This window comes from Mesorhizobium sp. M0751 (assembly GCF_040320265.1).
Lineage (GTDB): Bacteria > Pseudomonadota > Alphaproteobacteria > Rhizobiales > Rhizobiaceae > Mesorhizobium.
Genome location: NZ_JAMYPH010000033.1, coordinates 21,133 through 42,222, shown reverse-complemented (window position 1 = coordinate 42,222; position 21,090 = coordinate 21,133). Strand labels below are relative to the sequence as shown.

Here is a 21,090-nt window from a genome sequence, read left to right as displayed (position 1 = left end):
GGGCCTTGCCGTGCGCCAAGCAGCCAGGGGGTGAGGCATCCCATGGGGCATTCAGGATCGTGACTGCAACCGAGAGCATCAGCACGGTAGCGAGGCCGCGCTCTTAAGGCATCTCTACGAGCGCAGTTAGCAGCACATCATGAGGCATCTGATTTTTGACCGGGTCAGAGCGGCGGCAGCGTTGGACGGAGAGGATCATGCCGAATGGTGGCTGCGGCATTCGTGCTCGGGGTGAACGGTGGCGTCGGTCCGATGTCGCGATGTCGCGACTAGCCTGATATATAAATGGCAGCCCACGTTGAGAGCCCACTGGCGTCCTTGCCGAAGTTGTAGTGCTTCCCGACCTCTCGAGGCCGGCGGCGGGCGGCTGCAGCGCCGCCAAAATCGCGCCGGCGGGTCCCGGGTTGGCCCCGGCCTGGCGCAGATACCTACCAAGCGTCGCGCAAGGCGGCCGCGTCTTCGGCCCGGCCGGCGAGCCGCATCGATGCGTCGGCGGATTTGAGCGCCAGCCGCTGCCGGCCAGGCGCCTGCCCAGGCAGGCTGCGGCCGGGCGAGTGTGTCGAGGACACCTAGGGCGGCGCCGGCCCGGAAGGCGGCGTCGCCGTCGCTCGGCGCGCCGGCGTTTGTGATCGCCCACGCCGGAACGGAGGGCGGCGCAGAGGAGCTGGCCGTCGCGGGATTGAGGCGAATCATGATTTGGAGAGTAAAGCGCGGGTGCGCTTTTTGCCATGATTTTTACGCCAAAACGCACACCCTGTCGGATGCATACAACGAATGATAATGTTGCATTATCGGTCGTTGTTGTCCTTACGTTAGAAATGGCCGTTGTCGCCCGCGTTTCAACGCTCGCAGGAGAGTGTCAGCGACCTTTTTGAAGACGTGCTGGTCATTGAAGAAGGTTGGACGATCACGGTGCACGGGCATATCTGCCACAGACGCTTTCAACCCTGGCGCAAATCTGTCACCGGCCGGTAGAAGATCACACGTGCCGACGGAACAAGCTGGTTGAGGTAATCGAAATCCCGAATATTGCCGGTCAGGACCGTCGCGCCCAGCAGACCGGCCTGGTGAAAGATCAGCGCATTGTTGAGGAAGCGGCGTTCATGCCCCTCCCCTTTCGGCAGGCGACTCAGCCGGAACAGGAGGCCGGCAAGCATGCCGGCGCGTCCCCAGGCGGTGGCGTCGGGTGCGTGCAGCCGGTGCGGTGGAATATCTTCGATCGTGCCTGCAACCACTTTCAGGACCGAACTCGTCGTGGGGTGCGCTGGGTCGAGCCGGCCGAACAGGTGGCTGAGCTCGGCAAGGCAGACGGCCGAGTGCTGACAGAGCCGATAGGTCAAAAGGTCATCGACCACTTCAGGCGTGCGGCCCTGAAGGACATCCAGATAGACGCTCGTGTCGAGAAGCAATGCACCGCCGACAGGCGGCTGATCCCCTGCCCAGGACAGAGCGGAATCCGGCCGCCGTTCCAGCCCTCCGGCACGCCGCTGTGGTTTGAGGGAACGCAGTGCGCTCCCGAGATCAAACGTCAAGATCAAGGTCCGCGGAGATGCTGCCCTTGCGGCCGACGAGCCGGGCGCCAAAGTCGTCCTCGAGGGCTAGCCGCGACAATGCGAGCTCAAGCAGCTCAGTGTCGGAGGTCACATGAGCGCGCTTCTTTGCCGCCTCGATCAATTCCGACGGCACCCTGCCGGAAAGGCGTGTGTTCTTGGCCGCGCCGAGAAGGCCGACCGCCCTCGCCTGCTCAAGCACCAGACGGTTCCGGGTGTGGGCGATCCGCTCCTCGCTTTCGGCTGCCGTTGCGCCACGTTCGCTCATCCTGGATTCTCCTGTTGAACGAAACATAAGGGATGTTGAACATGATGGCAAGGATCGGCACTGAGAAAGAGGGCCTTAGGAGGGTCAACACTGGATCGGACATGGTCCGTCGCCCGGGCATGCTATAGCACGACCCAGCGTGTGGTCGTACGTGACCGGCGCAAATCTCGGGAGCTATTGGGCAAGCACCTCGCGGTGGACAATTGGGCGCTTTGGTCGCACGTTGGGCCCTCAGAATAGCACCACTGTGACATTCAAATGATCGAGAGTTTCGATGGGCAGTCCCCGTAATTTCATGACGCCCATCGACGCGGTCGACACGAGCGACCTGCCTGACATTGTCCACGTCGTCATGGAAATGGGTCACCCGGATGAGGCTCCCTCCCCTCCCACGCAGGTCCTCGACTCGCGACAAGCATCACTGCCTGCGCATCTCGAAAAGCTGGCCGACCGCGCGCGCGATTACGTCGAGGCGGCGAGTTCGGCAAACACCCGTCGCGCCTATGCCGCCGACTGGAAGCATTTTTGCGCCTGGTGCCGGCGCTAGGCGTTTGATCCGCTGCCGCCAGATCCACAAGTCGTCGGCCTCTACATCACGGCCCAGGCCTCAGGATCGGAACGGGACAAAAAGTCTGTGTCGACCATTGAGCGCCGCCTGTCGTCGTTGACCTGGAACTATACGCAACGCGGTCAACCGCTCGAACGGAAGGACCGGCATATCGCCACCGTGCTCGCCGGTATCCGCAATAAACACGCCTCCCCTCCCCGTCAAAAGGAAGCCATCCTGCGCGACGATCTTGTCGCCATGCTGGAAACGCTCGATCGCGGCACGCTGCGCGGTCTGCGCGGCCGCGCCATGTTGCTTTTGGGCTTCGCCGGCGGCTTGCGCCGCTCCGAAATCGTGGGCCTCGATGTTGCGCGCGATCAAACCGAGGACGGCTGTGGCTGGATTGAATTTTTCCCCGACAAGGGCGTGCTGGTTACGCTGCGAGGCAAGACCGGCTGGCGCGAGGTCGAGATTGGCCGCGGCTCGTCCGATGCCACCTCCCCGATCGTCGCCCTGCAGACCTGGCTGAAGCTGGCCCGCATCGCGCATGGCCCCCCTCTTCCGCCGCGTCACGGGGCAGGGCAAAGCTGTGGGCGCTGAGCGGCTCAACGATCAGGAGGTGGCGCGGCTGGTCAAACGCGCGGCCTTGGCCGCCGGCGTGCGCGGATTCCGAGGGCGAGCGCGGCCAAAAGTTTTCGGGCCACTCGCTGCGTGCCGGCCTCGCGTCCTCTGCCGAGGTTGACGAGCGCTACGTGCAGAAGCACCTTGGCCACGCCTCGGCAGAGATGACACGCAAATACCAGCGCCGGCGCGATCGCTTCCGCGTCAATCTAACTAAGGCGTCAGGATTGTAGAGTGCGGTACGCCCCCCAGCCACAGGTGACTCTGGATGCGCCAATCCTCCCCAGCGCCACAGATCCAACCATCAAGTTGATGGGTTTCTAAGGTTTATTGGTGCCGCGCAAGCCTCCAACTTGAAGAGCTGTTCCCAGCTGGGAACTTAGAGTACGGGTTGTGGGGGAAGTTGCTTCTTGATGAGTTCTCCAGGATCCTTCGCCGACACTTGGACTAGCCCCCGAGGGAAGTTGACTGGCGACTGCATGAGCCTCTTGCTCGACGCTGGAGGAAAGTGCGCGTGGACAGGACGCCCACGTGCCAAACTGCTGATTGCTGTCAAATCGCGTGGGACGCCTGGCGACAGATCCTAGCCGCTGAGTTGCCATTTCGCGAGAGTCGCTCGGCCAGGAAGAATGCCTCATTGCAGGGTAGGGGCCGTGGGGCGTCTAACTGATCAGCCTGGGGGGGGGGCGATCACCGGAGTGACATCGGAAGCGGCGCGGCATGGCTGCATCACAAACACAACACCATCGTCCATGACGCAAAGGATGGTGACTCCCCTAGGACTGCGCGAGCTCAGTGCCTCCATCACAACGGCAATTTCGCCGCCGCGCCAATGTGGGGGTATTTGTCCATGCGCCGAAACCTACCTGCGCTTTTGTAGGTCGCTCGCCGCTGTACCAGAAGCCAGAGGCCAACCGGTACACCAACGTCGACTATCTATGAGAACAAAACGGGCAACGGGGCCCGCCCGTGCCCCACCCATGCTACGTGACCAACTTCATAGCTGTCTTTTTCAATGCCTGATGCTTTGACGGCATAGGGAAGCCAGCGCTAGCGAACAGTTCCCAGCTGGGAACTGCCCATGTCCATTTGCTCGAATTCTCCGAATCGGGCATACCTCCAGTAACGGAAAAACCGCGTAATTCGAAAAGTTGGCGTAGTTGGCGTGGCGTTAACAGCTTGTTAACCACAGTCGCTATCAATAGGCGCTGGGTGCAAGAGGAGAATCTGGGTGACGCGGCATCTAAGTAGCCTTCAGTTCATGAATACCTTTTCGACGAAACTCGAGAAGGCACTCAACAATCTTTCGCTGGCTCAGTATCCTCCTGATGCGATTCGTACGATGCGCAAATTCACTTCGACGGAAGTGGCGGCATTGCTAGGAGTGACCGAAGCTTACATACGGCAGGTCTCCTTAAAGGGCCAGGGACCTGAGCCAGAGACAACGACCACCGGAAAGCGCCTATATTCTGTGGAGCAGGTGCTGGACCTTCGGATGCACTTGGCGGAAAAGGCACGGAAGAAATGGATCAATCCTCGTCGTGTTAAAGGCGAGGATTGCCAGATCATCGCGATCACGAACTTCAAAGGTGGATCGTCCAAGACAGCGACCACTATTCACTTGGGTCATTGGTTGGCACTACGTGGATATCGCGTTCTCGCAGTCGACATGGATCCCCAGGCATCGTTAACAAGTCTGCAAGGAGCGTTACCCGGATTTGACTACCGAGAAGGTGACACCCTTTACTCAGCGATTCGGTTTGATGATCCGGTGCCAACGGAAAAGATTATTCATCAGACGCATATCATCGGATTCGACGTCATCTGCGCCGGTCTTGAGCTGACAGAATTCGAAACGGCCGTTACCCTTGAGATGCGCAAGAGCGGTGGAACCAGTTTTCTGCTTCGAGTGTCACAGGCCCTCGAACAGATCGTCGATAGCTACGACATCGTTCTTCTCGACTGTGCGCCGTCACTCAATTTCCTGACACTTTCGTCGCTCACTGCCGCTACCGGAGTCCTAATCCCAGTTCCAGCGCACATGCTCGATGTCGACTCCACAGGGAAGTTTTTGGAGCTGGCCGCATCTTATATGCAAATCCTGGATGAGGCTGGTGCAGGCGCACGTTGGGATTTCGCCAAATTCCTCATCACAAAGTTTGAGGCCAACGACCACCCGCAAGCCAACATGCAGGCCCTAATGCGCCAAGTGTTTGGCGAGGATTTACTTCTGAATTCAGTCTCCAAATCCACTGCGGTTGCGGACGCTCTCACTTGGAAGCAGAGCCTCTATGAAGTGCAACGATCGAGGTTTTCGGCACCTAAAACTTATGATCGTGCAATCGAATCGATCAACGCCGCGAACGCGGAAATAGAAAGCCTCATCACAATGGCATGGAGGCGTGAACAGTGAGCCGTAAAGATTCTAAGGGCATGTTTGCTGCTGTATTGGGGCAACTCGGGGAGGACAATTCGGAGGAGGGCGTCGGCCGCCGCACGTCATCGCCGCACCTGATGAAGGTGGCGGCTGGTGTTCGCCAAATGCAAGAGCGTAGCGATATCGCCGACAAGTTACTGAAGTCAGGCGAACAGATCATTGAACTCGATCCCGACAAAATACGGCCGTCGTCTATCACCGATCGATATGATGACGCCTACGAAATTTCCGCCATTGCTGAGATCACTGAATCCATGCGGGAGCGCGGTCAAATTGTGCCTGGATTGGTTCGGCCAGTACAAGGCAAGGATGGCGAGTTTCAAATCGTCTATGGTCGCAGAAGATTAGCGGCAGCTAAGCAGCTTGGGATCGGATTCAAAGCGGCCGTCCGCGAGTTAACTGATGAACAAGCAGTCATTTTCCAAGGCGAAGAAAACACCGCTCGAGAGGATCTTTCATACATTGAAAAGTGCGCTTTTGCGCTTGCGCAGCAGGAAGCGGGATACAAACGGGACACGATCTGCGCTTCGCTGTCGACAGGAAAATCGCATGTCTCCGAGATGATCAAAATCGCCTCATCGGTCGACAAGGAGATACTGCAATCGATTGGCAAAGCTCCCGGGATTGGTCGGGGACGATGGCAGGAATTCTCGAACCGCTATTCCATAGGCGGCTCACTCGCAAAAGCTTTCGATCTTGTTCGCAAAAACAAATTCCGCGAGGCAACGTCCGACGACAGATTCATTATTCTGCTTGAGACGCTTCCATCGGATCATAATACGATCAAAGAACCTGCGGGTCCGGCCAAGCCATCAAAGCCCAAGATTGCTATGAAATCCTGGGCTGCTCCAGACAAAACAGTCAGCGTCAGCCTCAAAGACAACGGAAAAACTACCATGATTGCCGTGGGAGAGGCTGAAGGATCGCGTTTCGCAGCGTTTATCGCCGGACAACTGGACGACCTGTTTGAGGCCTTTCGGAAGTCCATCACGAAACAAGGAGTCTGAAACCGCAAAAGAAAAAGGCCCCCGAACGGCAAGCCGTGGAAGCCTCTCTCTGAACTAAGCACTCTGAGAATCGCATCTCCACGAATCACTGTCAAGAGCCATTGGCGTCGTTTTGGCGAGCAGGTTTCTTTTGCCTAATCGAGGGTGAAAGAAAATGGAGACGAATATTGCGACGACGCCCTTTGGGCGGCGGCCGATGACGCTTGGCATGATTTCAAGCCAAGTCACCGCAAGGGCCGTGCCGAAGGACGTGACCGTCCACAAATGGCATGTCTTCCAAGATATCAAGGACGCCAGGATCGCTCTGGGCGCCACTGATCGCGCTTTGGCTATTCTCGACGCGCTGTTGTCGTTCCATCCGGACACGGCGCTTTATGGCGACAGCGAACTGGTTGTATGGCCATCCAACGAGCAGCTGATCCGCCGCGCCAATGGCATGCCCCCAACGACCTTACGGCGACACCTGGCCGTTCTGGTCGAGTGTGGATTGATTATCCGTCGGGACAGCCCAAACGGCAAGCGCTTCGCCCGGAAAGGACAGGGGGGCGAGATCGAGCAAGCCTATGGCTTCGACATCTCGCCGATCGTCGCGCGCGCTGAGGAGTTCAAGAATCTTGCGGAAGCGGTCAGATCTGAGAAGAAGGCCTTTCGTCTCGTAAAAGAGCGGCTAACCATATGCCGCCGTGACATCGTCAAGATGATCGACGCCGGTATTGAGGAAGGCGTGCCGGCGAACTGGGGCAGGGTTCAGCAGGCCTACCAGGCGATTGTTGGTCAGATACCTCGCACCGCACCTAGGCAGACTCTCGAGGCGATTGCCGAGGAGCTTGAAGGCCTTTGGGCCGAAGTGCGTGAAGCACTGGAATCATTTGTAAAAACACAGAAAATGGATGCCAATGAGTCCCGAAATGGGCGCCACATACAGAATTCAAAACCAGACTCTAAATTTGAATCTGAAAGCGGCTCAGGAAATAAGGATGAAGCGGGCGGCAACGTTGCGGACACCGACAACGTACGGAGCCTACCGAAACGCGAACTGCCGCTAGGGATCGTGCTGGATGCCTGCCCGAACATGCTTTGGCTGGTGAAGGGCGGCGGCGGAATCAGCAACTGGCGTGAATTTCTGGCCGCGGCCGATGTTGCCCGACCGTCCATGGGCGTCAGCCCGAGCGCCTGGGAGGAAGCGCGAACGGCAATGGGTGAGCAGCAGGCGGCGATTACCATTGCCGCGATCTACCAGCGGCAGGACCAGATCAACAGCGCCGGCGGCTATTTGCGCAGCCTGACAGATCGAGCAAAGGTCGGAAAGTTCTCGGTCTGGCCGATGGTGATGGCCTTGTTGCGGGCCAAGCTTGACGCGTCGAAGACGACCGGAACCGGAGCTGAAGCCGCTGCCGTCGACTTGGAGGCGGCAGGCAAGGTTGTGCGCAGCGAATCCCGGCTGGAAATCAGCGATGCGTTGCGCCGCAGCCTCGAAAAGCCAGGGCGCGGATCATGATCAGCCGGGCGGGTTTCGATCCGTGGACGGTGGCTGCAGCGCTTGTCGGGACGAGCGTCCTATGAGAGCATCCAAGGCATGAAAAACGAACACGACCCGGAACCGACGCCCGATGAAACCGCCGGGATGGTGTGGTGGAATTCGCTTACCGAATCCGATCGAGCGGCTTGGCTGACGCGGGCCGGCAGCGCTGTTCCAGCTGATGCCTGGGCCGCGTACAAGCGGCTCGGGAATGTCGAGCGTCAGCCACAGACTGTAACCTGAGGACTGTTGTGCAGCGGGATGACGGTCAGCTCGCGGGTAGTTCGGCCACGAGTCCAAGCCGGCGGGCTCGATCGAGTAGGTTCTTGACTGAGGAGGCAGACCATTTTGCGCTTCCTCGTGGGGTTCGCTCATGCAGGCGCTCGAGCTGGGCAGCGATGTCGCGGAGCGACAGGTCTGGGTTAGACTGCGAAATCCCTGCCACAAGAGTCATCAGGCGATCTTCGGGAGGCAGAGGAGACGCCCGCTTTAGCAGTGTGGATTCGGCCAGGTGCTCGGTGACGAGCCACCTCACTGCCCGCCGCAGTCGTTCAGGCGTCCAGTCGAGGCCGCGCTGCTTCAGGACCCGAGCGATGTCGTCCCAGTTATGGTCTGGTCGCATCCGGCGGACCGTCGGAAGCCACTGGTTCAGAGTTGATTGTAGCCGTCGGCCATAGGATGCCTTTTGCACCGCGGTCATCTTCGCCAGGGCTTCGGGCCTGCGCTCCCGGATACCAGGATTGCCTGGCAGTCGCCCCTTCGATCGCGCAGCGATGATGCCGGCCTTTGTCCGCTCCGAAATAAGCGCACGCTCGAGCTGGGCAACGGCACCGAGTACCTGTAGCGAAAACATGCCCTGTGGCGTCGACGTGTCGATTGGATCTCGCAGAGATCGGAAATGCGCGCCCTTCTCAGTCAGCTCCTCGATCACCTGAAGAAGATGGCTGACCGAGCGCGCAAGGCGATCGAGACGCACGACGACCAGGACATCGCCGGCGCGGATGTCGCTCATCAACCGCAGTAGGGCCGGGCGAGCCCTCGCCGCACCGGATCCATGTTCCTGAACGACGACGTCACAACCTGCCGATCGCAGCTCAATCTCCTGCGCTTCCGTCGCTTGTTCGTCCGTCGACACGCGCGCGTAGCCGACTTGCCGGCCTCTTGGTCGTCCGGAGCGTCGATCTTGCGCTTCACGGGCCATTTGCGGCGTCTCTCAGCATGGGAAAGAGGCGTTTGTACAAACACCGAAGATATCAGCAAACGATCGTTTGTAAACGTCTCTAGTGGCCCTTTGCGTAGCTCCTACGGCTTCGATGAGGCTGAAAATCAACGTTTTCTAGCCTCCTGACCGCCCCAGGGCGTGATGCTGTACAGTCCCGATATGAGGTCATTATCGATAGTGAGATTTATCGCCGGACATATCGCCTGTGGCGGAAGCGAAAGACGATATAGCTTCTGTTTCACGAATGAGATATAATCGAATCAATGGCTTATGATCTTGCCAATTTGCCCCTGAATAGCCTTATCGGCCCGCTCACCCGCGCCGAAGACCTTCTGGCCCGGCTCGACGAGCGCGTGCGAACAAGTCCGGTCCGCGACGGCTTTGGCGAGCGTTCCCACTTCACCGATGCAGCCGCCGCGCTGTGGCTCGACGGCGAACTCGTCCATGTCGAGGACCTTGTCTTGCACGACGCCCACATGGATATCCGCACCCCGACCCACGAGCTCACCCGGGCGCACGCCGTGCTGCGCGCCCGGCGCCGCATTTTTGCCCAAAAACCGGACTGGGCGCTTTCTCGCGTCGGCCTTTTGGTGCTGCGCGGCCGCGAAGGGCAGGGCGGTCGCAATGGGGCGGAGCCGGGACGGCCAGGCTCGGGACGCGATGCCGCGACGGCGGCCGCCGGGGCGGGCGACGCAGGCGGCGAAAACCTTGCTGAAGACGCCGGCCAGGAGGAGGCGCTTGCCGAAGAAATGGCCGAAATCGACGCGCTGCTGGCCCGCTCCAGCCGGCTGCTGGCCGAAAATTTCGCGCCGCGTGTGGAGGATGTCGATGCTGCAGGGCAGGGGGCAAACGCTCGGGATGCGTTGCCGAACGGTCTCGGGCCGCTGATCCGCGATCTCGACTGGGACGAGGACCAGCGGCTAGCCGACTGGCTCGCCGTCGTCGACAAGCTGCGCGGCGAAAGACTGCCCGCCGTGTTGTCGGCGGCGATCGCCTGGGAGGCGTGGCAGGACATCGAGCCGCTGCAGCATCAGCATTGGCTCGGCCCGTTGCTAGTGGGGGCGCTGCTGCGCCAGACCGGGAAGGTCGGCTCACATCTTTTTTGCCTGTATGCTGGCCTGCGCATTGTTCCACGCGACCGGCGCAAAAGCCCCCTCCGCATCACCCGGTTGGTGGCGGGGCTCGACGCTTTTGCGGAGGCCGCTGCGGCAGGGCTCAAGGAGCATGATCGGCTGGTGATGGGCAAAGGCCAGATGGAGCGCCGGCTCAGGAACCGGCGAAAGAATTCGAGCCTGCCGGCGCTGATCGAGCTCGTCCTGGCGCGGCCGCTGGTGTCGGCCGGTCTCATCGCGGCCGAGCTTAAGGTCAGCCAGCGCGCCGCGCTCGGCCTCATCGCCGAGCTCGGAATCCGCGAGGTGACGGGCCGAGGGCGTTACCGGGCGTGGGGGATCGTGTAGACCATGCCGAACTTGCTCTCGGCATATCCAAATCATGCAGCACCATGCCGTTGAGCTACAAGGATTTCTCATCGTCCCCCGGGACTCATCTTCTGTTCGGACCCTGCCGGTGGTCAGGTTGAGCTTATGGCCGCTTCGACGTCACGGCCGCCTTTTACGATGATATTGGAGGGTTCGAGCGAGCTGACAAGACTTTTGCTGGCCGATACCGTCCCCGGCCAACACTCGCCGCTCGCCTCTGCCCAGTCGGCTATACCGGCCCGAAATACGAGCCCGAAGATTACATTCTTACCCGAAGCAGTATGGCTCATCCAAAGTTGCAAGTGCTACGGCGGCTGCAACCGCGGGCGATCACTGAGGGCCAAGGAATTCCCCCAGCCGCTGCGGTAGATCTCCATCGCGAAGCTGGCATTCCCAGACGACAAGCACCCGCCACCCAGATGCCTCCAGCGCGGCGACGCTGGCGGCATCCCGCGCGACATTCCCAGCGATCTTCGCCGACCAATATTCGGAGTTCGTCTTCGGCATCCGGGCACCGCGTCGGCAGCCGTGGCCGTGCCACCAGCAACCGTTCACGAATACGACTGCTCGGTGCCGCGGGAACACCAAGTCAGGCTTTCCCGGCAGGTCTTTCTGGTGCAGCCGGAAACGGTGGCCGAGGCGGTGTGCGAGCCGGCGGACAATTATCTCGGGCTTCGTGTTGGTCGACCGGATCAGCGCCATCTGGCGGGAACGGTCAGGATCAACTGGTGAGGTCATGGAAGATTCATGTGGAGCATGTTACAGATGAGAACAAAACGTAAACTTGTTTTGCTCATCTGTATGTTACCATCACACGCGAATCGCGGGGAGATCATGCCGACATTTTATGAGTTTTTCGCCGGAGGGGGGATGGCGCGTGCCGGGCTTGGTGCCCGCTGGCACTGTGCGTTCGCGAACGACTTCGACGTTAAGAAGGGCCTCACCTATCAGGCGAACTGGGGGACCGGCGGCGAGTTGACCATAGGCGACATCCGGCAGGTGAAGATCGACAATCTTCCCGGCACTGCCGATTTGGCGTGGGGGTCATTCCCGTGCCAGGACCTGTCGCTTGCCGGAGGTGGAGCCGGACTGAAGGGCCAGAGGTCCGGCACTTTCTACCCGTTCTGGGATGTCATGCACGCGCTGGTCAAGGGTGGCCGCGGTCCGCGCATCATCGCCTTGGAGAACGTCAACGGGACGTTGACGAGCCATAATGGAGCCGACTTCGTGGCGATCGCAACGACGTTCGCGAAAGCCGGGTACCGATACGGCGCCCTTGTGGTCGATGCGAAGCTCTTCGTTCCCCAGAGCCGTCCGAGACTGTTCGTTATTGGTGTCCGGAGCGACGTTCAAGTCGACGAGGCGATGCTGTCGCCGGAAGCCGTGGAACCATTCCATACCCGCGGCCTGCAGAATGCCGTGGCAAGGATTCCTGCGAAAGCGAGGAAGCGGTGGTTGTGGTGGAACTTGCCAACACCCCCTCTCCGGAATTCCTGTTTCGCCGATCTCGTCGAGGAGCATCCGGCCAGCGTGGAGTGGCACACCGCCGAGCAGACCTCCCGGCTCATCGCCCAGATGACCCCGGTGAATCTTGCGAAGCTGGAAGCGGCGAAACGTGCCGGCCGTCGCATGGTTGGCACCGTTTACAAGAGGACGAGGACACAGGCGGACGGCAAGGCCGTGCGCGCTGAGGTTCGCTTCGACGAGATCGCGGGCTGCCTACGCACGCCTTCGGGCGGATCGTCCAGGCAGACGATCCTCGTGATCGATGGCGACCGCGTGCGGTCGCGGCTGATCAGCGCGAGGGAGACGGCGCGGCTCATGGGGTTGCCGGACGACTACAAGCTGCCTCGCGCATACAACGAGGGCTACCACCTTACAGGGGACGGGGTGGCAGTTCCGGTCGTGCGCTGGTTAGCGCAGCACTTGTTCGAGCCAGTCCTCCAAGCTACTGAAGGACGACATGGCCAAAACTCCGAACAGCACGGCGGACAGCACGAAAACGCCGCCGCTAGAAACGGACGAGCTGCGTAAGGCCATCCGGAAGTTCTTCCGGGAGACGCTTTATGATGACCCCTTGGGGGTGAAGCGCCCGGTGGGAGGATACAAGTGGGGGGTCTACGCCTTCTATGACTACGACGGCGAGCCGATCTACGTAGGCCAAACGAAGGAAAAGATCAGTGGTCGCGTTGGGCGCCACCTGACCAACCAGCGCACCGATGCTGTTGCGATGTCCGTCCTCGATCCCTTCGAGGTAGCAGAGATCGAGGCGTGGCCGTTGCCGGAATTCGAAAAGGTAGGCAAAGGGCATCCAAATCTGGCGGCGGCGAACGCTCATCTGAATGCGCTCGAGCACCTCGTCTTCATCCGGCTGCGCAACGAGAGCAAGTTCAAGGCAATCCTGAACGAGAAGGATCCGCCGGCGCCCACGGTTCAGATCACAGAACCGCCGTCAGTGCGCGGATCGATCGTCTCGGACCGAATACGCGAGCTTCGCGGGCATCCAGACACCCGGCTAGCGCGCCGCGCCCTCATCGTATCCAAGCTGTCTCAGGTCATCTCAGAACGTGAGGTCAAGATGGGTCTCCGGCGCGTGCTGCTGGCGCAGACCAGGCGAATGAATTGGCTGGCGGAACGACGCTTCGAGAACCTCGGAGGGGAAAGCCTGGTTGAAACTGGACCCGAGGACGAAGAGGAAAGGTTCGACTCGGACTGATCAAGTTGTAGCGGCAGCACGGAAAGGCCGCGGGGTTGCCATTTCGGCCATAATAAGTTCGCTTCTGGGTGGAACCAGCGCAAGAAAAGACCAAGTACGGACCGCGCGTCATTTCCGGAGCATGAGCCTGTCTCGACGCGTCCCTGCTCAGCAAGCGCGGGCATCGACAACGTCCCGCATTTCCTGTCCTGGACGACCATCCGGACACGCGGTCACGAACAAGCGCGCTCATGGTCGCGCTGGGTCGAACCTTTGGAGCGGGGATGGCAACCGACCCGACCGTGGGACGCTATGCCGTCACCGAGAAGACCTTCTCTTCAACTGACCAGGGATAGCGACAGGAGCGCCACGCCGATATGCGGCTGAAGTCGCCCGAACGCGAGCAGCGGCATACGCGCTCGCGTAAGTCCATCGTCATTGCGAGTCGGTTGCAGTGCGCCAATAAGGGCGAAAATCCCATTTTCCGAGAATCCGATCGACCGCCCGAATGCGGCCGCCGCTATCGTTTGCTCTTAATCTGCAACCTTAGTCGCAAATACGCACGGCTCCGCGTCGGAGGGTGCCACAAAAATCGGCCACCAGAAGCGATGCGCCGTCCATCCGCGCTCCTTCCCGCCCTCCTGCTGGAGCAGGACCAGCAATGGCTTGGATCGCGGCTCATTGGCAACCTTCGCCCGAAGCGCCGGACCGAGGATCGAGCGACCGGATTTGTCGCCTGATCCTTGGCGCGTGAGCTCCCTCCCTGTCTCGACGAGGAGCAGAATGCTGCCGTCGCCGCCATCGTAGGCGTCCGTGTAGTAGGCGATCAAACTGCGCATGGCGTCCCATTCGAATTCTGTATCATCGAACTCCATGCTGCCTTCGATCGTATCGATGATTTCAAGAGCAACCTTCGGGTCCACAGAAATATACTTCCCGGAGTCGCGCCATTCCGGCTTGATCAGCTTCTCAAGTTTTCCCTGGACGGCTCCCATATGTGAGCCGCCGCGCGTATCAAAACCCGATGGAAGCAGCGTTCCATCCGATGACACGGACACCAAATCGCTCAGCAAGACCTTGTTCGGGGCGCATGCCTTGATCCGGCGGCTTGCATCGGTTTGAATGAACACAACGCCTTGCCCGTGAGTCTTGTTCTGAAAAGCCTTACGCAGCGCGTTCTCAACGCCATTGATTGTGTAAAGACGATCGTAGACGCCACGCGACGTGTAGAAGCGGGTCACAGCCATATCGCGCAAATCGCGATTCCCGTACATGCGCGAATGTTGCAAGACGGTGTCGGCTTGCATCGTTTTCGGATTCCGCCCGTAATAGAACGCGATCAGATTTGGGATTGTGATGCCGCGATCCAGAATATTGCCACCGACAAAGACGTTGTACGGCGTACGCAGCCTAAGCTCGGCCTTGCTGTCGAGCAGCGCCAACACGTCCTCGTCCGAATTTACCTTTGCAACGAGGACGTCATCGTCCTGCAGCGCGTCGACAAAGACGTCGAAAGTCTCGTCGCGCGGAGGCATTTTCCCGCCATCTGCCGTTACCGACGCCTCCAGATCATCGTAGGCCTGGTCAAACATCGGCCGAAGCGCATCATGATCATTTTCGGCCGCTTCCCTGACTGCTTGAAAGATCCAATCGAGCACTTGGTCTTGCCAGGCATGCGCGGATTTTTGCGTGTCATTGTGGATGATCATCGCATATTTCTTCTCTTTTTCGCCGGTCTCTCCCTGCTGCCACCGGCGCACGCCAGCGGCGACGACAAAGGTCGTTATGGCCCGTCTAATTCCAGCAGTGTTCGGGCTATTCAGAACGCGATCAGAGCTGATGCGACGTTGATCGGGCTTGCGCAGAGCGTCTTGCTCCTGCTCGGAAACGTAGACGACCAACTTCGAAAGGGGGTCCGAGAGATCATGATCGCCAAAATAGTGATTGCCGCCGACGTATCCATCATGGATAGGCAGCAGTTCAGTGAATGCGGGACGCTTGGGTTTAAATACGCAGTTCGCGCCGCTGGCTGAATCTTCATAATCTTCGGGCTGAAGATAGAGCGAGTACGGGGTAGCAGTCACTTGCAAGAAGGCCACGCCCACGTTGTCCGCCAGGTCTCGAAGTTCATCAAGCTGCCCCGCGATGGTGCCTTGATTGATGGTTGACTCGCCGCGCTTGCGAACGAATCTGACGCTTGCGAGATCAGCCTCGTCGTCGACGAGCAGCACTTTGCGGTTGTGTAGGCTCTTTTCCGTTTTCATAAACTCGATGAGTTTTTCCAAGTTGCGCTTTTGCTTCTTGGCGACGACCACGATCTTCCGGGACAGTTCGCTGCGCGTTAACTTCCCAGGAATCTTCATGATGTCGAGCACCATCACTTCGTCTTCCTCGACAAACTCCGCAAAATCAGCGGTCAGGCGTGAGACGGTTTGCGCGGACAGCGTTTTCGTGCCCTTGGTGACCACCAACGCAATGTCAAAACCCCGATCAAACGCAGCGGCGATGACGCCGACAAAGCCGCGCGTCTTTCCAGACTGAATTTGGCCCAGCAGCATGCCGGGCTTGCTCGAATGGGTGGGGCTATCGAGTTTGTCGGCGACCTTCTTGATGCAATCCGCCAGTTCATCAGTGTCGTTCCGAAAATTTTTCAATCGCGCGTAGTAGGAGGAGCTTCCATCAAACGAGGCGAGCTTGCGTTTGTTCTTTCTCATCCAAGCGCGCACCTGAGAGCGGCGAAACACAGGACCCGACGCAAGCTCGCTCATCGGTTTGGGGAAATCTGACGCGCGCGAACGCCAGTTCGCCACCGCCTGACTAGAGACCCCTGCCATCGCTGCAATTTCGTTAATCCCCAGAATCTCGTGTTCCATCTTCCAAGTCCTCTGTGAACGTTATACACAGTCTTATGAGCTGATACTGTTAAGTCTGTCAACAAGAATCGTATCTTGAGGCCAAGGCTGCCGTTTATAACGTTTCGTGAGGTCCGCCCGAAGGGCAGCGGAACCGCGTTGAAGCGAAAGAACCAAGCAGCCGTAGGAGTGTCAGTGACTGAGCCGCCTATCCTGCCTCCGCCTATCCTGCCTCTGCCTACCTTCATCTTTGAAAGACAAGGTCAGCGTTTCGTGCAACTTGCCGAGTGTGCCGTCCTTGCGAAAACGCTTCCCTACCCAGCCATGCGAAGGTCCGCTCAACGACCCATCGGCGCGGCAGGATCTCGAAGCCTTTGGCGCTGTCCGATCGCTTGACGATCTCCATTGTGAACGTGCCGGTCTTTTGCAGGGCACCCCGCAGTTTCGGCCCTGCATAGCCGCCGTCGGCGAAGACGTGGCGCAGCCAGGGCCAGCGCTTGAGGATGGTCTTCAGCACGGCCGGCGCGCCGTCGCGATCCTGGATGTCGGCGGCGTGGACGACGACGCCGACCAGCAGGCCCAGCGTATCGACGACGATGTGGCGCTTGCGGCCCATGATCTTCTTGCCAGCATCGAAGCCCCGGAGTCCGCCGCTTTCGGTGGTTTTCACGCTCTGGCTGTCGATGACGCCGGCCGAAGGGCTCGCTTCCCGGCCTTCCCGTTCGCGTGCCGCCATGACGAGTTCATTGTTGATGGCGCGCAGCAATCCTTCGTCGCGCCAGCGCCAGAAGTACTTCTGCACCGTCGAGAACGGTGGGAAGTCCTTCGGTAGAAGCCGCCATGCCCCGCCCGACGAAGCCATGTAAAGCAGCGCGTTCACGACCTCGCGCAGGTCCGCCTTGCGGGGCCGGCCGATCCGGTTCGGCGCCGGCATCAGCGGCTCGATCAGCGCCCACTCCGCGTCCGTCAGGTCGCTTGCATAGCGCGGGCAGCGCCGTTCATAGTGAGGGCGAGTGGTTTCGGTCCAGGGCATCGTGATCTCCGTCGAATCTCAGCAATCCGACTGAATCACAACCCGCCGAAATCACTCACTTCTTTTTGGAGCAGACACTTAGGAGTTAAGAAGTCCTTCTCTAGGCGATCTATCGTAGCTGTCGTGGCAACAAAGTACTCTCCGAGCTTTTCTGGCAAAATCGTAAAAAGCAAACCATAGAGAGGTGAAAGCCCTCTACCTCTATTAGCACATCGTCCGATTGACTCGCCGGGGCGATATAAGTGGGCGTAAATCTTGTGACCACCGGCTTCGACGAGGAAATCGCTAGGTTGCTGATCTCTACGTTGAGGTCCTGGACTGCCTGCAGGCCTTCCTGAACATCGCCGTGAATCCATCGCTGGTTTTGGTTCACTAGGACACGCAGATCATCAGAGGCTTTCCGTTGCTGCGCGTCGAGCTGACCAAACGTCTTGTCGAGAGAATCGGCGTATTGAGCGACAAGGTCGCTGGTTAGGGCCTGGGAAGAGAGGCGCGCGGGCCGTCTCTCCTCGGCAAGCCGCCGCGGGCGGGTTCCCTCATTCGTTGCGTTGCTTTGCTTTGTGTTGGTCGCCGCCGAATGGACACTAGGTGACCCCTGGGCCTCAACTTGGTAGGGTGTGGTTCTCAATCAGCAGCTAGAATAATTTCGTCTCACCAATATTATCTGTGGAAAGTCTAGTTTTACCATTTCATCTTCGTAGTAGGCATGATCCCTGTGGAGGTGGGAAGATGGGGGAAATCATGAAGGTTTTCGTTCGGGGCTCGCTAGGAGTTTGCTTTGCTCTTTCGAGTTGCGCCAGCGTTCCGAAGTTGCCAACCGAAGTCGGTCTACTTCGCATCTCAGACATTGTCGACAACATCCGGTGCGACCTGAAAGACGGACGCGACGGGCGGCCCAAGGCAAAGCCTCCAATCGGGCCTGCTACCTTCCTGACCGACAAGGGAAAGTGGAACGCGGCAGTTGAACTGTCGCTGAATGTCGTAGCGACGGGCGGCGGAGACGGCAGTGCCGGAAACGAGGTACCCTACATTCCGCAGACAGGCACGTTTGCATTGGCGACAAACGCCACCGGAACCGCAGACAGGATGGTGGGCTACAAGTTCACCATAGGCTTGGGTCAAAAGGACGACATCAAGTGCGACACACCAACCGTCAACGACAGGCGCGCGCACGGTTCTCGGCTTACCGGAAACCTGGGAATCGCGAACTGGCTTGCACAGGTCCAGGATTCTTACGCGGATACAAAGACGCCGCCAGATTCAGTTTCGTACGTGATGGGTTTTACGCTGGATGAAGGCGCGTCGGCGAGCGTGAAGATCATCACGATACCATTCGACACAGGGCAGGCCAGCCTGGGCATCGGCTGGAAAACTACGTGGAAGGACGTCAATAAAATTTCTATCGTGTTCGCTCCCAAGCCCGAAGAGAAGCCTAAAGCCGCGCCGGCGCCCGCGCGCGCGACCAAGCTGCCTGAAGGCCAGCACGAGAAGAATCCTCCTGCTCCGCCGCCGGTCGATCCTGCTGCCAAGGAGAAACTGCTAAACGACCTGAACTTGCTTCTGCTCCAGAAAAGCTTGGGTCAATAGGTGGGGCATTCGGGCTGAGGAACTGCAAAATTTACCCTCTAAGCTGCCGGTCCGCCGATTTGGGCACCGACCGGTGTCGGGCCGGCATCCCACATTGGGTCGCATGGCTCGCAGTATCTGCAATAAGCCAAAGGATGAGAAACCCTCAGGTAGTTCCTATATCGGGATCACGAAGCGGTGCAGTCAGCGAGCAGGGGAAGGCGGCGATTCGTGCTTCTGCGGCGGTATGTTTCAAGGTAAGTAACGCTTGTACCTCAATTCCTTAGGGGCGGGTTCTCGCGATCACACGCACATTTGCAGAGGAAACGATGGCTAAAGACGATCATCCGAAATTTTCCATCAATATCGATGGTGTACATTTTGAGGCGGCCAGTGAAAGCATGACCGGGGCTGAACTGAAACAGCTTGCCGGAAAAGATCAGCAATATCAGTTGTTCCTTGAGGGGCACGGCCATGACGCCGACCGGCAGATCGGCGACGGCGAGGGAGTCGCGCTGAAGAACGGCATGCACTTCTATACGGTTCCGCCTGCGACGTTTGGCTGATGTCCATCCTCGCCCGTCATTTCGAAGACTTCAATAAAAGATACCCCAATGCGACCCTTGAGGAGCAAGCGGGTGGGACGGCGGTCGTCAGTTTGCCGGCGGTGCGCCTTCCACCGGGGTGGAACAAGGCCGCGGTCGATGTGAAGTTCGTGGTTCCCGGCGGATATCCGCAGGCGGCACCTGACTGTTTTTGGACGGAGCCGGCTCTCGCGCTCGCTCACGGTGGAGCTCCGCAAAATACCGGCCAGCAGGCGACTCCAGGAATACCGTCAGAGTGGCTCTGGTTTTCCTGGCATCCTTCCACGTGGCAACCCAACAGCGATAACCTGCACACCTATTTGAACGTGATCCGGCGGCGACTCGGCGAGGCCAAATGAATCGGCTGGTCTTTGCCGCAGGCGGGTGGTCGGCGCTTCGCGACGACCTTCTTGCGCATTCCCCGATTGAGACAGCGGCTGCGCTGATCGTCGCGGGTGGCCGCTTCGATGGCGGCATGCGACTGGTTGTCCGGGACGTCATCCTCCCCGGCCCGGACGACTATATGACCCGTAGTTCGGTCGAGGCGACTTTGACGCCCGCGTTTCTTGCCAGTGTGCTCAAACGGGCGCGCCAGGACCGTGTCGGCGTTATTCTGGCTCATTCGCATCCGATGCAAGAGGAACTCGCCTTCTCGCGGGTCGACGATGCGTCGCAGAAGATTTTGGCGCCCGTCCAGCATTTTCGATGCCCATCCGGGCCGCATGGTTTCCTCGTCGCCGGGCCGACAGGGTTCCGGGGAAGATTATTTGATGCCGAGGGGGAAACCCTATTTACGATCGACCGCATCCAAGAAGTCGACCGCGATCTCCGCACATACGAAAGGGAATCCGGTGTTCGCAATCAGGCGCCCCTGTCGGACGTGTTCGACCGCAATGTTCGGGCCTTCGGCCTTGAGGGTCAACGGATACTCAACGGCCTTACTGTCGCCATCGTCGGCGTCGGCGGCACCGGATCCGTGGTGGTTGAAGAACTCGCGCGGCTGGGTGTTGGCCGCTTCCTCCTGATAGACCCGGAGGAAGTGGAACCGACCAATCTCAACCGTCTGCTCGGAGCCACGCCGGGCGATGTTGGCCAGCCGAAGGTCTTGATAGCGCGCGCTGCCGTGCAACGTGCGCAAGGCGAGATGGCCGTTGAGGCGATCGCAGATACGATCATAGATGAACCCGTCGCAAGAGCTTTGCTCGATAGCGATTTCGTGATGTGCTGCACAGACTCCCATGGCAGCCGGGCTGTCCTGAACCAAATGGCCTACCAGTATCGCCTTCCTATGATCGATGTCGGCGTACGTATCGACGCCCGCGATGAGATCGTCACGGCAATGTCGACTCGCGTGCAGATGCTCGCCGAGCCGCTCGCCTGCCTCAACTGCCATCCTCTTCTCAATCCCGTTTCCGTGCGCCGCGACCTTCTGACTGACGTTCGGTCTGATCCGTATTTTGTCGGCCATTTTGAACCGCAACCGGCCGTAATCTCTCTCAATGCCGCAACGTCTTCGATGGCTGTCTCAATGTTCCTATCGGCGGTCACCGGCTTTCCTGGCTCGGCACGCCACCTAGTCGGACGACCCATCGATGGATCGGTGCGGCCCGTCAGTTCGGTACCGGACCCGAACTGCATCGTTTGTTCCCGGGGCAACGCGCTGGCCAAAGGAGATAGTTGGCCCATGATCTGGCGTCGTCATGAAGGCTGA

At 59.4% G+C, this 21,090-nt stretch carries 17 protein-coding genes and 3 pseudogenes; 12 read left to right on the top strand and 8 right to left on the bottom strand.

Features of this window, described 5'->3' with window-relative positions:
• Positions 1 to 428: 428 nt before the first annotated feature.
• The 4 genes and pseudogenes from NKI19_RS32940 to NKI19_RS30535 form a co-directional block, all read right to left on the bottom strand.
• Complete coding sequence (locus NKI19_RS32940) at positions 429 to 569, bottom strand: hypothetical protein (protein WP_502899359.1); 141 nt, start codon at positions 567 to 569, stop codon at positions 429 to 431.
• Between the two features lie 4 nt (positions 570 to 573).
• Positions 574 to 693: pseudogene (locus NKI19_RS32935) on the bottom strand (DUF1403 family protein); the annotation flags it as partial.
• Between the two features lie 248 nt (positions 694 to 941).
• Positions 942 to 1,532: a type II toxin-antitoxin system VapC family toxin gene (locus tag NKI19_RS30540; protein WP_352567334.1), complete on the bottom strand. Its 591-nt coding sequence runs from the start codon at positions 1,530 to 1,532 to the stop codon at positions 942 to 944.
• Entirely contained in the window at positions 1,522 to 1,818 is a 297-nt protein-coding gene (locus tag NKI19_RS30535) for a hypothetical protein (RefSeq protein ID WP_352567332.1), read from the bottom strand. The genes NKI19_RS30540 and NKI19_RS30535 overlap by 11 nt, the downstream gene beginning before the upstream one ends.
• Before the next feature lie 358 nt (positions 1,819 to 2,176).
• On the opposite strand from NKI19_RS30535, the pseudogene NKI19_RS30530 reads away from it, so the two are divergent.
• The 5 genes and pseudogenes from NKI19_RS30530 to NKI19_RS30510 all read left to right on the top strand — a co-directional run bounded on the left by NKI19_RS30530 (position 2,177) and on the right by NKI19_RS30510 (position 8,192).
• Positions 2,177 to 3,219 (top strand): annotated as a pseudogene (locus NKI19_RS30530) (site-specific integrase).
• Between the two features lie 998 nt (positions 3,220 to 4,217).
• Positions 4,218 to 5,399 (top strand): plasmid partitioning protein RepA, encoded by a 1,182-nt coding sequence (gene repA / locus NKI19_RS30525; RefSeq protein ID WP_024927411.1) that lies wholly within the window; start codon positions 4,218 to 4,220, stop codon positions 5,397 to 5,399.
• Positions 5,396 to 6,430, top strand: a complete 1,035-nt coding sequence (gene repB, locus NKI19_RS30520; protein ID WP_352567330.1) for a plasmid partitioning protein RepB — start codon at positions 5,396 to 5,398, stop codon at positions 6,428 to 6,430. The genes repA and repB overlap by 4 nt, the downstream gene beginning before the upstream one ends.
• 154 nt (positions 6,431 to 6,584) lie before the next feature.
• Positions 6,585 to 7,928: a plasmid replication protein RepC gene (gene repC / locus NKI19_RS30515; RefSeq protein ID WP_352567328.1), complete on the top strand. Its 1,344-nt coding sequence runs from the start codon at positions 6,585 to 6,587 to the stop codon at positions 7,926 to 7,928.
• A 78-nt stretch (positions 7,929 to 8,006) separates the two neighbouring features.
• On the top strand, positions 8,007 to 8,192 hold the full coding sequence (locus NKI19_RS30510; protein WP_352567326.1) for a hypothetical protein: 186 nt from the start codon (positions 8,007 to 8,009) through the stop codon (positions 8,190 to 8,192).
• 25 nt (positions 8,193 to 8,217) lie between these two features.
• On the opposite strand, the gene NKI19_RS30505 is transcribed toward NKI19_RS30510, so the two are convergent.
• The gene (locus NKI19_RS30505; RefSeq protein WP_352567324.1) at positions 8,218 to 9,150 is read right to left on the bottom strand and encodes a recombinase family protein; all 933 of its coding nucleotides are present in this window, start codon (positions 9,148 to 9,150) and stop codon (positions 8,218 to 8,220) included.
• A gap of 284 nt (positions 9,151 to 9,434) precedes the next feature.
• Here NKI19_RS30505 and NKI19_RS30500 point away from each other — a divergent pair, with 284 nt between their 5' ends.
• Complete coding sequence (locus NKI19_RS30500) at positions 9,435 to 10,628, top strand: RHE_PE00001 family protein (RefSeq protein ID WP_352567322.1); 1,194 nt, start codon at positions 9,435 to 9,437, stop codon at positions 10,626 to 10,628.
• Between the two features lie 351 nt (positions 10,629 to 10,979).
• Here NKI19_RS30500 and NKI19_RS30495 read toward each other — a convergent pair whose 3' ends face one another.
• On the bottom strand, positions 10,980 to 11,387 hold the full coding sequence (locus NKI19_RS30495; RefSeq protein ID WP_352951271.1) for a very short patch repair endonuclease: 408 nt from the start codon (positions 11,385 to 11,387) through the stop codon (positions 10,980 to 10,982).
• A 96-nt stretch (positions 11,388 to 11,483) separates the two neighbouring features.
• Between NKI19_RS30495 and NKI19_RS30490 the strand changes: the two genes are divergently transcribed.
• A complete protein-coding gene (locus tag NKI19_RS30490) occupies positions 11,484 to 12,683 on the top strand; it encodes a DNA cytosine methyltransferase (RefSeq protein WP_352567319.1) in 1,200 nt (399 codons plus the stop codon).
• Complete coding sequence (locus NKI19_RS30485) at positions 12,613 to 13,365, top strand: GIY-YIG nuclease family protein (RefSeq protein WP_352567318.1); 753 nt, start codon at positions 12,613 to 12,615, stop codon at positions 13,363 to 13,365. Before NKI19_RS30490 ends, NKI19_RS30485 begins: the two co-directional genes overlap by 71 nt.
• Before the next feature lie 512 nt (positions 13,366 to 13,877).
• Here NKI19_RS30485 and NKI19_RS30480 read toward each other — a convergent pair.
• Entirely contained in the window at positions 13,878 to 16,217 is a 2,340-nt protein-coding gene (locus NKI19_RS30480; RefSeq protein WP_352567316.1) for a Z1 domain-containing protein, read from the bottom strand.
• A gap of 292 nt (positions 16,218 to 16,509) precedes the next feature.
• Positions 16,510 to 17,229 (bottom strand): annotated as a pseudogene (locus NKI19_RS30475) (IS5 family transposase); the annotation flags it as partial.
• 729 nt (positions 17,230 to 17,958) lie between these two features.
• On the opposite strand from NKI19_RS30475, the gene NKI19_RS30470 reads away from it, so the two are divergent.
• From NKI19_RS30470 to NKI19_RS30455, 4 genes are all read left to right on the top strand, one after another.
• Complete coding sequence (locus NKI19_RS30470; RefSeq protein WP_352567314.1) at positions 17,959 to 18,816, top strand: hypothetical protein; 858 nt, start codon at positions 17,959 to 17,961, stop codon at positions 18,814 to 18,816.
• Between the two features lie 308 nt (positions 18,817 to 19,124).
• Positions 19,125 to 19,361, top strand: coding sequence for a multiubiquitin domain-containing protein (locus NKI19_RS30465; protein WP_023750596.1), 237 nt, complete (start codon positions 19,125 to 19,127; stop codon positions 19,359 to 19,361).
• Positions 19,361 to 19,738 (top strand): E2/UBC family protein, encoded by a 378-nt coding sequence (locus tag NKI19_RS30460; RefSeq protein ID WP_031245464.1) that lies wholly within the window; start codon positions 19,361 to 19,363, stop codon positions 19,736 to 19,738. The genes NKI19_RS30465 and NKI19_RS30460 overlap by 1 nt, the downstream gene beginning before the upstream one ends.
• Entirely contained in the window at positions 19,735 to 21,090 is a 1,356-nt protein-coding gene (locus NKI19_RS30455; RefSeq protein ID WP_352567312.1) for a ThiF family adenylyltransferase, read from the top strand. Before NKI19_RS30460 ends, NKI19_RS30455 begins: the two co-directional genes overlap by 4 nt.